Origin of the sequence: Streptomyces griseoflavus (assembly GCF_014649995.1) — a bacterium.
Classification (GTDB): Bacteria; Actinomycetota; Actinomycetes; order Streptomycetales; family Streptomycetaceae; genus Streptomyces; species Streptomyces griseoflavus.
This window is the reverse complement of the sequence record NZ_BMUC01000024.1, coordinates 1-12,542: the sequence shown is the minus strand read 5'-3', so window position 1 is coordinate 12,542 and position 12,542 is coordinate 1. Positions and strand designations below refer to the sequence as shown.

At 73.8% G+C, this 12,542-nt stretch carries 8 protein-coding genes; 3 read left to right on the top strand and 5 right to left on the bottom strand.

Features of this window, described 5'->3' with window-relative positions; all coding sequences use genetic code 11:
- Window positions 1-3: 3 nt before the first annotated feature.
- From IE172_RS32395 to IE172_RS32375, 5 genes are all read right to left on the bottom strand, one after another.
- Window positions 4-2,073 (bottom strand): DUF4139 domain-containing protein, encoded by a 2,070-nt coding sequence (locus tag IE172_RS32395; protein WP_190100928.1) that lies wholly within the window; start codon window positions 2,071-2,073, stop codon window positions 4-6.
- 190 nt (window positions 2,074-2,263) lie between these two features.
- Entirely contained in the window at window positions 2,264-2,566 is a 303-nt protein-coding gene (locus tag IE172_RS32390; protein WP_190100927.1) for a hypothetical protein, read from the bottom strand.
- A 994-nt stretch (window positions 2,567-3,560) separates the two neighbouring features.
- The gene (locus IE172_RS32385) at window positions 3,561-3,974 is read right to left on the bottom strand and encodes a DUF4190 domain-containing protein (RefSeq protein ID WP_190100926.1); all 414 of its coding nucleotides are present in this window, start codon (window positions 3,972-3,974) and stop codon (window positions 3,561-3,563) included.
- Window positions 3,975-4,174: 200 nt separating this feature from the next.
- On the bottom strand, window positions 4,175-4,984 hold the full coding sequence (locus tag IE172_RS32380; protein WP_190100925.1) for an alpha/beta fold hydrolase: 810 nt from the start codon (window positions 4,982-4,984) through the stop codon (window positions 4,175-4,177).
- A gap of 119 nt (window positions 4,985-5,103) precedes the next feature.
- Entirely contained in the window at window positions 5,104-5,544 is a 441-nt protein-coding gene (locus tag IE172_RS32375) for a DoxX family protein (RefSeq protein WP_190100924.1), read from the bottom strand.
- Window positions 5,545-5,753: 209 nt separating this feature from the next.
- On the opposite strand from IE172_RS32375, the gene IE172_RS32370 reads away from it, so the two are divergent.
- From IE172_RS32370 to IE172_RS32360, 3 genes are all read left to right on the top strand, one after another.
- Window positions 5,754-7,700, top strand: a complete 1,947-nt coding sequence (locus IE172_RS32370; protein WP_190100923.1) for a glycoside hydrolase family 5 protein — start codon at window positions 5,754-5,756, stop codon at window positions 7,698-7,700.
- Window positions 7,701-7,807: 107 nt separating this feature from the next.
- Entirely contained in the window at window positions 7,808-8,998 is a 1,191-nt protein-coding gene (locus IE172_RS35195) for a serine/threonine-protein kinase (RefSeq protein ID WP_268253496.1), read from the top strand.
- Between the two features lie 986 nt (window positions 8,999-9,984).
- On the top strand, window positions 9,985-12,542 hold a 2,558-nt coding region (locus IE172_RS32360), incomplete at its 3' end, for a PQQ-dependent sugar dehydrogenase (protein ID WP_190100922.1).

Genomic DNA, 12,542 nt, shown 5'->3' with positions numbered 1-12,542 from the left:
CTGTCAGCTCCTGCGGTTGCCGCCGGTGAGGGCCTTGCCCGCCGGGATCCGGATCTCGTAGCGGCCGTCGCGGACGGCGGTGCCGCCGGCGGGCAGCTCCACCCGCCACAGCCGGGTACCCGGCGTGTGCCGCTCCGGGGTGCCGTCGTCCTCGGGCGCCGTCCAGTCGGCCCGTTCCTCGATCCGGACGTCCGCGTCGGACGTCACGGGCACCCGCTCGCGCACCTCCACGCGGACGGGAACGGGAAGCCGGTTGGCCAGTTCGACGTGCACCCCGTGGTCGAGCACGGTCACGTTGTTGCGCAGCCCCGACGTCGACTCGCGCAGACTCGTGCGGCGGGTGACCCCGACGGCCTCGGCCGGTCCGAGCCCCACCCGGCACACACCGCCCGGGGCGAGTGTGGGCAGGGAAGCGGTCAGCAGGTAGTCCTCGTCCACGGTCACCTCCACCGGACCGGCGAGCAGCGCCTGAGCGGTGGCGTTGGAGAGCACCAGCGTCGCGTACACGGTCTGCTCCACGGACGGCACACAGACGTACTCGGTGCGCAGACCGACCGGGATCTCGCCGACCGTGACCGTGTGCCAGGTGCCGTCCGAGGGGATGTCGGCCGGCGCGGCGGCGTCGAACCGGTGGTCGAAGGAACCCGCGGACTCACGAGGGCGCACGGCGTGCCCCGGAAGCGGCAGCGCGGCCACCGCCTCGGCGCGGCGGCGGTACTCGGCGGTCACCGGATCGACACCGGAGCCGGGGAACAGCCTGCCCCGGCGGCCCTCAGGCTCCTCCGGGCCGCACAGGACGAGCGCGGTGTAGTCGAGGTCGGCGCTCTCCGGCCGTGGTGGCCCGGCGGCGGGCGGCGGTGCGGGGGCGAAACCCGAGGACGCCGCGGGCGGCGGTGGTGGCGCCGCCCCGGGAGCGGCCGGAGCCAGGCCGGCGGGGGCCGCGGCGGGCCTCGCCCCGGTGCGCGGCCTGGCGCGTGTCCGGGGTTCGGCGGGCGGCGTGGGGTCACCGCTGCCGTAGGCCTGGGCGAAGACGGCCTCCGCGCGGTCGGGGGCCGCCGGCGCTCCGTAGCCCACCGGTGCCGGCGGCGGAGGCGGCGCCGGGGGAGCGGACGGAGCGGCGGCTCCGACGAGCGAGGGCACGGCGCCCGTGTCGGGGCGGGGGCCCGCCGTGTCGTATCCGGTGAAGAGCCCGTTCAGCCCTTCCGGGTGCGCGCGCCAGCCCGAAGGCGCCGGCGCGGGCTGGCTGCGTCCGATGCGGACCGAGCGGAGCCGGGGCAGCTCCGTACGGCGGCGCAGGTCCGCGGTGGCCAGGGCGATCCGCACCCCGGTCCAGTCCTCGCCGGTGCGCTGGGCCACCGATGCCCGCAGCAACAGGCGTCCGGCGTCGTCCCCCCGACGGTGCGTCAGCCGGTAGGTGGGGACCCAGACGGCTCCGGGCACCCCGTACTCCACCTCCACCTCCACCTCCCCGGTGCCGTCCAGCGTCAGGACCGCACCGAACGAGGCGGCCACATGTGCTGCGGGCGCGTCGGTGGAGGCACGGGAGTGCCTGTCCACCGCGACGGTGAGCTCGTGCTCGACCCGCCGCAGTTCCTCCTCCAGTTCGCGGAGCCGGCTGTGCAGGACGGTCAGGCGCTCGTCGACGAAATCGGCGAGTGCCAGCCACGCGTCGACGGGTGTGCGGCGGTGCGGATCGTCCCGCTTGCGCGCCGGAGGCACCGGACGCAGCGCGCCGATCTCCTCGATCAGCGTCAGCTGCCGGTCCCGGCGCCCCTGGGCGGCCGCGCAGTCCTCCCGCAGACGCTCCACCTCGCGCAGCAACGCGTCCCCGCGGCCGCTGTCCTGGGGCTCGGCCTCGACATCCACCCGGGCCTCGGTGACCCGCACCCCGGACGCGCCGACGACCCGGGCCCGCAGCGAGTCCGGGTCCAGCGACCGGGGGAGCCCCGCCACCCGGACCCGTCCGCCCGCCGGTACCGTGCCCCGGGCCAGACGGCGGCAGAGCGCGCCCTGCGCGTACACCACCACCGAATCGAGTTCCGACGCCCACACCGGGACCGTCCCAGCCGCCATGTGTTCCCCCACCCAGCCGTCCGTGTTCCGGGGGCAGCCTACGCCGTGCGGCACCACTCCGGCCGGGACGGTGCCGGACCACAAAAGCGGGCTCGTGCCCGGCAGTCGCTCTCCTGCCGCACCGCGCCCCTCGCAGGACGGACACGACCCGAACCGCCCCGGAGGCGGCGCCGGTCCGGCTCGGCGCGGCTCACCAGATCAGGCACCAGTAGGTGCCGTGGTGCCCGATGCCGATCCGGCCGTTCCGCGGGAGCAGGTGGGGATCCGGCTGCCCGGTGGCCGACAGCGAACAGGCGGGATCACCCACCGTCCTGTTCCGGGCCATGCGCCGGGCGGCGGCCGTCGCGTCCTGCGAGGTGTACCACTGGGTGGCGCCCGGTTCGCGGCCGTCCGCCGTCGGTGCCGCGGTCGTGTGCCGGTCACGGGGTGACGCCGGTGCGGACGTCGGTGTGTGCGGCGCGGGGGCGGACGTGACGGCGGGAGGCGGCGGCACGGCGTGCGGGGGGACCGGTGGTGCGGTGGGCGTCCGTGTTGCCGGGGGCCGTGTGGGTGGCGCCGGGGGCTTCGCCGTCCGGGACCGCTCCGGGGCCCGGGGTTTCTCGGACCCGGCCGCGGTCCGGGGTGCGGCGGACGGCTTCGGGGGCTCGGGCCGTACCGGCGTGCCAGGGGGTTCGGGCCGTGTGGGCCGTACCGGCGTGCCAGGAGGTTCGGGCCGTGTGGGCCGTGCCGACGTGGCCGGGGGTTCGGGCCGTGTGGGCCGTGCCGACGTGGCCGGGGGTTCGGAGGGCGCGGGCCGTGCGGGGGTCTCGGGGCGCGGGGACCCGGCCGGTGGCCGGGGCTTCCCGGGCCGGACAGCCGACGGCGCCGACGGCGCCAGGGTCCGCGGCAGGTGGCCGGCCGACGCACCGGTCGCGGGGGGCCGGGGCTCCGGTTCGCGGCCGCCCGGTGCCGTCCCGGCCGTCGGCCGCCGGCCCGGCGGCACCGGCTCCGTCGACGGGGCCTGTCCGGGCGGCTCCGGCCGGGGTGGCAGACCTGGCGCGGCCGGCCGGCGGGACCGGGACGTCGGCTCGGGCAGCGGCGGCGTCTGCCGCCCGGTGCTCGACGGCTCCGTCTGGAAGGTCCACGACGGCAGCGGGTTCAGCGTCGGCAACGACAGGTCGGCCGTCGCGGAAGGAGTCGGGCTGGGCGTGCCGTCGTCCTGCGCGACCCACACCCACACCCCGATGCCGCCGAGGAGGAGCACGGCGGCACCGCCTGCGACCCAGGGGGCCCGCCGGGGTGGGCGTCGGTGACGATTCATGCTCTCACTGTGCTATGCGATGCGCCGGGGCGCCCGTCGCGTCGTCCGGAAGGTCCGCCGCCCGCCCCGGTTCCGCCGCCCGTACGGGTGACGGGCCCGGTTCCGCGGCAGCCGGCCCTCGACTGCCGCGTCCCCACCCCGCGGCACCGGCCGCCGGGCCGTCACCGTCCCGGCCGGCCGGCTCCGGTCAGTTGTTGATGTCGCGGTCGAAGTCCTCGGCGCACGCGTCCCGTTCGCTCTTGGTGTCGGCGTGCCGGACACAGTCGTCGAAGTCCTTGAACTCGTCCGAATTGAGAATCGAGGCACCGATCGCGATGATCACCACGGAGGCGATGAGGCCCAGCGCGCCGAGCACCGCGCCGATGATGGACATCACGCCGTGCGGGGCCCGGCCGCCCCGCGCCCGGCGTGCGCCGATGATGCCGAAGACGACTGCCAGCAGGCCGAGCAGCACACCGCCGAAGACGGTCCAGAAGAGCAGGATCGCCAGGATGCCGAGAACGAGCGCGGCGACAGCGAGCCCGTTGCCCCGCTTCCGGCCCGTGGCGGGGTCCGTCGGCACGGAGTCGGCTCTCGTCGGCGGGTGTTCCGGGTAGGACATGTCGTCACCTTCATCTCTGTCTCGGTGCGGGCGAGTTGCCGTACGACGCCGCTTGCCCCGATACAGGCGGTGAATGCCTCCCTGCCGGATCACGGCGGACGGTGCACCCGCCGGACGCCGCCGGTGGTGATCCACGCCGCTCGTGTGTCCGCCCTTCCGTGCCGTGGCGGCGGCCCCGTAGCCCTCGGTGGTGTGCGCCCTCAGCCCGCGGCGCCCTCACCGCCTCCCGGTACCGCTGCGCGCCGGACGGGCAGCATCGTCTCGACGGTGTCCTGTTCCAGGTGATCGAGAATCATCCGGTTGACCTCGGCGGGTTTCTCCAGGGGGACCAGATGGGACGCTCCGGGGACGACGGCCAGCCTGCTGTCCGGGATCGCGCGGTACAGGGCGGCCGTGTGCTCGAGCGTCATCATGTCGTCGTCGCCGACGACGACGAGGACCGGCGCCCGGACGCGGGCCAGGTCGTCGGTGGTGAGCGTCGGCCCGGTGCGCCACAGGCCGGTCACCTTCGCCGCCACGACCGGCCAGTGGTCCACTCCGTCAGGGGTCACGGCCTCGTACAGTTCTCGGAAGAACGTGAGGTCGGGGCTTTCCGGCGTCAGCGCGTCGAGCATCGCCGGCTCGGTGAAACACTCGGGCGCGGGGCGGAAGTTGGCCCCGATCACCACCACCTTGCGGACCAGGTCGGGCCGCGCGAGGGCGACCAGCAGGGCGACGACGCCGCCGTCGCTCCAGCCGAGCAGATGCGCGGGCTCCCCCACGACCCGTTCCACGAAGGCCACCGTGTCCTCGGCCATGTCCTCGTAGGTGAGCGGGCCTTCGACGTCGGGTGTGTGTCCGTGAGCGCGCCGCTCGGGCAGGTGGAGGCGGTATGCCGCGGCGAGGTCGGCGCGCTGCGCGCCCCATGTGTCGTTGGTGCAGAAGCCGCCGTGGAGCAGGACCAGCGGATCGCCGGCTCCCTCCGCCTCGTACCACGTCCTGATCCCGGGAAGGTCCGCGTAGTCACCCATCGTTCCAGGCCCTCTTCCGGACTGCCGACGTCCCCGGCACAGTCTCCGCCACGTCCCCCGGGGCCGCAACGCGAAGCGGGCCGCCGGCCGTGGCGGCCCGCCCTCCCTCCCGCGCCCGGTCAGCGGGCCTGCCCGGGCGCGGCTGCGCCGGTGGTGTCGCCGCGGCGGAGCAGACCCGACAGGCTCAGGGAGCCCGGCCCGAAGAAGACCAGGAGAAGGAAACCCCAGCAGAACAGTGCCGGGGCCAGACCGCCGTTCTGCAGGGGGAAGAGGCCGTCCTTCTGGTGTTCGGTGAAGTAGGCGAAGGCCATGGCTCCCGAGCTGAGGAAGGCGGCGCCGCGGGTGGCGACCCCGAGGAGGACGAGGACGCCGCACACGAGCTCGATCAGGCCGGCGTACCAGAACGGCCAGTCACCCGCGGGGCTGGCCTCCCTGTCCAGCACACCGAAGAGGGTGGCGGCGCCCTCGCTGGCGAACAACAGGCCGAGAACGATGCGGAACAGACCCAGAACGAGAGGTTGGTGGCCGGCGAGCCGGTCGCTCAGGCGGGCGGTGCTCATCGCTGGGTACTCCTTGGACGGGTCGGTGACAGCGCGGGGCCGCGCGGGCGCGCGGCACGTCTGTTCTTCTGTACGCACACCGCGCCGCGACGGTTCAGCCGAGCGCGGCCCATCGGCGGAGGACCACCGCCGGAAGGGCCGCGAGGTGCCCTGGACCCCGTCGACCCGATGCCTCATCATGACGCTGTCATGACATCTCAGTCCGTGCGATGACGACCGGGACGGTGACCGTGCGCGACTCCCTGACCAAGGCAGTCCTGATCATCGCCCTCCTGCCGGTGGTCCTGGTGCCCGTTCCCGCGGTCGCGTCGGCGGCCCCGGTGGAACCCGGCCCCGGGAGGACGGTGGCCGCCGGCGACGACTGGACGGCCCCCCTCAGCACGCGAGGCCGCTGGATCGTCGACGCGGAAGGTGACCGGTTCAGGCTCCGCTCCGGCAACTGGCACGGCGCCAGCGGCACCTGGAACGGGACCGGAAGCGCGGACGAGGACGGCAACCACCACGCGGGGGAGAACGCCCACCGGATACCGCTCGGCCTCGACCGCGCACCGATGGCCGAGATCATCGCCGGATTCCGGGAGATCGGCATCAACAGCGTCCGGCTGCCCTTCTCCAACGAGATGATCCACGACACCCGCCCCGTCACGGACACCGCCGTCGCCGCCAATCCGTCCCTCAGGGGCAAGACCCCGCTCCAGGTGTACGACGCCGTGGTGCGGGCCCTCACCGACGCCGACCTCGCGGTGATCCTCAACAACCACACCAACACCACCCGTTGGTGCTGCGGAGTCGACGGCAACGAACGCTGGAACGCGAGCCGGACCACGGCCGCCTGGGAGAGCGACTGGCTGTTCATGGCCGGCCGCTACCGGGACAACAAGCGCGTCGTGGGCGCCGATCTCTACAACGAGGTCCGCCGCGACATCTGGAACGACCCCAACTGGGGCCGCGGCGACCACCACGACTGGTTCACCGCCTCCCAGCGCGTCGGCGACCGCATCCTCACCGAGGCCGACCCCGACCTCCTCGTCATCGTCGAAGGCATCAACTGGACCGGCCTCCCCGTCGACGGATTCGCGCACGGGCGGCCCACCCTGGAACCCGTCCGCGCGCTCTCGCACACCCTCGTCGACTCGGGCAAACTCGTCTACTCGGCGCACTTCTACGGCTACACCGGCCCGCGGCACAGCGGCGCCACCGGAATCGGCGAAACCAGCGACCCCCGCTACCAGGACCTCTCTCCTGGCGAACTGACGACCGTGCTGAACCGCCAGGCGTTCTTCGTCACCGCCGAAGCCGACCGGCACTTCACCGCCCCCGTGTGGATCAGCGAGTTCGGTGTCGGCGGGCGGGAGGAGACGGGCGCCGAACAGCGGGCCTGGTTCGAGAACTTCGTCGACCACCTGATCCGCACGGATGCCGACTTCGCGTACTGGCCGCTCGTCGGCTGGCACGAGAACCGCCGGGGCAACGGCTGGGCGCTGCTGCACTGGGACTCCGCGGGCCACCGCATGGGCCTGTACGACGGGGACGACTGGCGGGCCGGGGCATGGACCCGGCTGATCCGAAGCGGAGGCCGCTCGGGACACGTCGCCCCCGTGGCCGGCTGGTCGATGCTCAGCCCCGACCACGCCGACTTCGTCGCCTCCCGCCGCATGCGCGGCCTGTCCGACTGGGACTCCGGCGCACGCAAGGCCGTGTGCCCCGACGGCCGGCGCCTCCTCGGCCTCAGCCACACGGGCAACCGGGGCCTGTGCTCCGACGTGACGGCCGGGGACCTGGGCGACCCGGCCGGCGGACACGAAGTCGTCAGGGACGAACGGCACGTTCAGCCGGGCGGCGACTGGGCGTCCGGCTACACCAAACTGCAGTGCCCCGCCGGACACTTCCTCACCGGCTACAGCGTCCGCGGCGCCGCGGTCTCGGCCGCCCTGTGCGCCAGGGCCGCACCGGGAGGAATCACCGGCACGAGCGGCCGTACGGTCTGGTTCGACCGGAGCGACAACCGGCCGGCCCTCCCCAAGGGCGGTGACTTCGCCCAGGGCCACTACAAGGGCCAGTGCGCGGACGACGAGTACGCCGCCGGCATCGCCTTCACCGGCCGCATCGGCTCCTCACGCACGCCGGACGCCCTCCACTGCCGCACGCTCCGCTGACGCGTCCGGGAGATCCGCGCGGGCGCCCTCCTCACCCGTGCGGGCGTCGCCTGCCTCGCACACAGCCGCACAGTGGAACAAAATGGGACGAAAGAAGCGGCGACCTCGTGGGGAGCACGGTGATGCGCGACAACGCCGGGAGCGATGAGGACGTCGAGGCGGACGAGGAGTACACGGAGCCCGCGCAGTACGACGAGGAGCCGGAGTCCTACGACGAGGATTCGGGGTCCTACGAGGAGGATCCGGAGTCCTTCGACGACGAGTACGCGGACACGGCGCCTTCCGGGGAACAGGGGGCCGGGCCCGCGGCGGCCGGTGCGAGCCCCGACGTCTTCCTCGACGTGCCCCTGCTGAAGGTCGACGAGATCGACCTGGAGGTCGAGGACCTGCGGGCGCACGTATCGCTGCAGGCCGAGGTGCTGGACCTGCTCAAACTGAACGTGGGCGCCGACGTCACGCTCGGCCGGGTGCACCTGGGGATCTCGGGCGTGGAGGCGCAGGCCCAGCTCCGGGTGCGTCTCGACAACGTCGCGCTGATCATCAACCGGGTGCTCACCACGCTCGACCGCAACCCGGAGTTGCTGCAGGAACTGGCACGGGGAGTCGGATCGGCGGTCCGGGACGTCGGCGGCGGCGCCCGCCAAGCGGTGGGCGAGCTGGGCACGGGCGCCGGATCGGCCGTCCGCGACGTGGGCCGTGGTGCCGGTACGGCGGTGGAGGACGTGGGCAGGGGCGCGGGAACCGCGGTGGAGGACGTGGGCCGTGGTGCCGGCACGGCGGTGGAGGATGTGGGCCGTGGTGCCGGTACGGCGGTGGAGGACGTGGGCAAGGGGGCAGGGACCGCCGTGGAGGACGTGGGCGGTGGTGCCGGACGGGCGGTGGAGGACGTCGGCCGTGATGCGGGCGGCGCGGTGCGGGACGTGGGTGGCGGTGCCGGGCGTGCGGCGGAGGACGTGGGTGGTGAGGCGGGCCGGGCCGTCCGCACGGCCGGCGAGGAGGCCGGCCGCGTCACCCGAGGCGTGGCCGACGAGGCCGGCGACGCGACCAAAGCGGTGGGCCGAACGGCGGACCAGGCCGCCGACGCCGTCACGGACGCCCCGCCCGCCGAGGACGCCTCCGCGAGCGGAACCGGGCCCGCCGCACGCTCCGCGCCCCGCCGGACCGCGGACCGGGACCGGAGCGCGCCCTCCCGTGGCCGGACGACCGCCCGCCCCCGGCGCGCGCGGGGTGAGGACGGCAAGCTGCCCCCGCGCACCGGTCGCCGCCGTACCGGCGAGGAGCCGCAGGAACCGCCCTGAACGGAGGCCGCGGGACCGCGGCACCAGGAGCCGGACATCTCGTTCGGGGCGACCGTCCGCGCCGAGCGGCTCCGTTTCACCGAGTGGCCGAGGACATCCGTCCGCTTCCCCGGCGCGGGAGAGCGCCGGTCGTCGAGCCGAAGCGACCGCACCAACCTGCCCGACAGGGTTTCCCCCGGTCGGGAGTACCGCGACGTCACCGTCGTCTACCGCCTGGCGAGCCGGCTCACCGGGGAGCCGGAGCCCGGACCGGACGACGCCGGCGGCACGGACGGGTGACCGGGCCGCGAGACACCACGGACGCCACTTCGACCGACGCACACCGAGGGCACGGTGCGCGACGGGAAGAGGCGACGAACTGCGCCGCGCGGTGACCCCGCGGGCCATGCTCCTTCTCTGCGGCGCGCTTCTCGAGATGGCGTGCGGGATGTCGTCCATCGGTGCCTTCCACTCTCCGCGGCCGGGGGACCTGACCGTGGCCGTGGTGGCCCCCGGCCGGGCGCGGGCGACCTGATCACCGCGACGGAGCACGCCCCACGCCGGTCCGAACCTGACGGGCCGTCATCCGGGCTCGGCGCGGTGATCGTCGTCGACCCGGTGCTCGACTCCCCGCCCGGTCACTTCGGTACGGAACTACGCGTACCGCGGCGGTCACCGGACATCCACCACCTGCTGGGCGCTCGCGGCCCGGGCCGCGGGAGGCGCGCTGATCGGCTGCCTCGCGCCCTTCCGCCGGTCTCCCAGGACCGAGCTGCCCGGCCCGGACGCCTCACCCCGGCACTTTGTCCCCGGCGAGGAAAAAGTTGCGGGACCGGACGCCGAAGGGGTTACGCGTTCGGGCGCGGCCCGCTAACTTCCTTGAAATGAACCGGTCATGAGCCCGATCGGGGTGAACCGACCGGCGCTCGACGGCGCGACGGCGCGCGCCCGGACTCCTCACGGCAGGTCCCCGGACCGCCGCAACCCCCCATGACCAGGAGATCTCTGTGCGCACGAGACCGCTCGGACACAGACGTGTCCGCACGCTGCTGACGGCCGTGGCCTGCGCGATGGGCCTGGCACTGCCCGCGGCCCCCGCCACCGCCGCTCCCACGACCGCCCCCGCAGGACCGGGCGGCGCCGCCGGGGCCGCCGCGGCCGAGGACTTCCAGCAGGTCACCCTCGCCAAGGGCGTCGCCGAAATGGGCGAACCGATGACACTGGCCGTCCTGCCGGACCGCTCGGTGCTGCACACGTCGCGTGACGGCACACTGCGGCGCACCGACGCCGCCGGCACCACCACCGTGGCGGGCAAACTGGACGTCTACAGCCACGACGAGGAGGGCCTCCAGGGTGTCGCGGCCGACCCCGCCTTCTCCTCCAACCGCTTCGTCTACCTCTACTACGCACCCAGGTCGAGCACCCCGGCCGGTGACGCCCCCGCCGACGGAACGGCATCCGACTTCGCCCCGTTCGACGGCGTCAACCGGCTGTCCCGCTTCGTCCTGAAGACCGACGGCACACTGGACCCGGGAAGCGAGAAGAAGGTCCTCGACGTGCCCGCCTCCCGCGGTCTGTGCTGTCACGTCGGCGGCGACATCGACTTCGACGCGGCGGGAAACCTCTACCTCTCCACGGGCGACGACACCAACCCCTTCGCCTCCGACGGCTACACGCCCATCGACGAGCGCGCCTCGCGCAACCCCGCCTACGACGCCCAGCGTTCCTCCGGCAACACCAACGACCTGCGCGGCAAGATACTCCGCATCAAGGTCAACGCCGACGCGACCTACAGCATCCCCGCCGGCAACCTCTTCGCGCCCGGCACCGCGAGGACGAGGCCCGAGATCTACGCGATGGGCTTCCGCAACCCCTTCCGGATGAGCGTGGACAAGGCCACGGGCACCGTGTACGTCGGTGACTACGGCCCCGACGCCGGAACCGCCAACCCCTCCCGAGGCCCCGCCGGGCAGGTCGAGTTCAACCGCGTCACCCGGGCCGGCAACTTCGGCTGGCCCTACTGCACCGGCAACAACAACGCCTACACCGACCACGACTTCGCCACCGGCACGCCGGGCCCCGCCTTCAACTGCGCGGCGCCGAGGAACACCTCACCGCGCAACACCGGCCTGACCGACCTGCCCCCCGCCCAGCCCGCATGGATCCCCTACGACGGCGGGTCCGTCCCCGAGTTCGGCAACGGCTCGGAGTCACCCATGGGCGGGCCCGTCTACCGCTACGACGCCGCCTCCACCTCCGAGGTGAAGTTCCCGGCCGAGTACGACGGCGACTTCTTCGCCGGTGAGTTCGGCCGCCGCTGGATCAAACGGATCGAGGCCGGCGGCGACGGAACCGTGCAGTCCATCAACTCCTTCCCCTGGACCGGCACGCAGGTGATGGACATGGCCTTCGGCCCGGACGGAGCCCTCTACGTCCTGGACTACGGCACCGGCTACTTCAACGGCGACGCCAACTCCGCCCTGTACCGCATCGAGCACGTCACCGGCGGGCGCGCCCCCGTCGCGCAGGCCCGCGCGAACACCACCTCCGGCACGGCGCCCCTCACCGTCGCCTTCTCCTCGGCCGGCACCTCGGACCCCGACGGCGACACCCTCACCCACGCCTGGACCTTCGGCGACGGAGCCACCTCCACCGCCGCGAACCCCTCCCACACGTACACCACCAACGGCCAGTACACGGCCACCCTCAAGGCCACCGACCCCTCGGGGAGGTCCGCCACCGCCTCCGTGCGGATCACCGTCGGCAACACCGCCCCGACCGTACGGATCGACGCACCCGCCGACGGTCGGATCCACGACTTCGGCGACGCCATCCCGTTCAGGGTCACGGTCGCCGACCCGGAGGACGGGACCATCGACTGCGCCAGGGTGAAGGTCACCTTCGTCATCGGCCACGACAGCCACGGACACCCGCAGACCTCGGCCACGGGCTGCACCGGCACCCTGCAGACCCTGGCGGACGGCGAACACGACCCCAACGCCAACATCTTCGGCGTCATCGACGCCGAGTACACCGACCGGGGCGCGGGCGGCCAGCCCGCGCTCACCACCCACGACCAGCACATCACCCAGCCCAGCCACCGTCAGGCCGAACACTACGGCGACTCCGCGGGCGTCCAGGTCATCAACCACACCCCCGCGCACGGCGGAAGGACCGTCGGCGACATCCACAACGGCGACTGGATCTCCTTCACGCCCTACAGCCTCGACAACACCACCGCCTTCACCGCCCGCGTCTCCTCCGGCGGCAGCGGCGGCACCCTCGAGGTCCGCTCGGGCTCGCCGGCCGGCACCCTGCTCGGCACGGCCACCGTCCCGGTCACCGGCGGCTGGGAAACCTTCCAGGACGTCACGACGCCCCTCACCGGCCTGCCGGCCGGCACCACCGCCCTCTACCTCGTCTTCAAGGGCGGGGCCGGAGCCCTGTACGACGTGGACGAATTCTCCTTCACCACCTCCACCGGCGGCCCCCGCGCGGGTGAGGTGAAGGGGGTCGGTGGGAAGTGTCTGGATGTGTCCGGTGGGGGGAGTGCGGACGGTACGGG

Excerpts from the sequence above, each read along its gene's own strand:
- IE172_RS32395 (WP_190100928.1), bottom strand. The coding sequence starts at position 2,073 with ATGGCGGCTGGGACGGTCCCGGTGTGGGCGTCGGAACTCGATTCGGTG.
- IE172_RS32385 (WP_190100926.1), bottom strand. The coding sequence starts at position 3,974 with ATGTCCTACCCGGAACACCCGCCGACGAGAGCCGACTCCGTGCCGACG.
- IE172_RS32380 (WP_190100925.1), bottom strand. The coding sequence starts at position 4,984 with ATGGGTGACTACGCGGACCTTCCCGGGATCAGGACGTGGTACGAGGCG.
- IE172_RS32375 (WP_190100924.1), bottom strand. The coding sequence starts at position 5,544 with ATGAGCACCGCCCGCCTGAGCGACCGGCTCGCCGGCCACCAACCTCTC.
- IE172_RS32370 (WP_190100923.1), top strand. The coding sequence starts at position 5,754 with ATGACGACCGGGACGGTGACCGTGCGCGACTCCCTGACCAAGGCAGTC.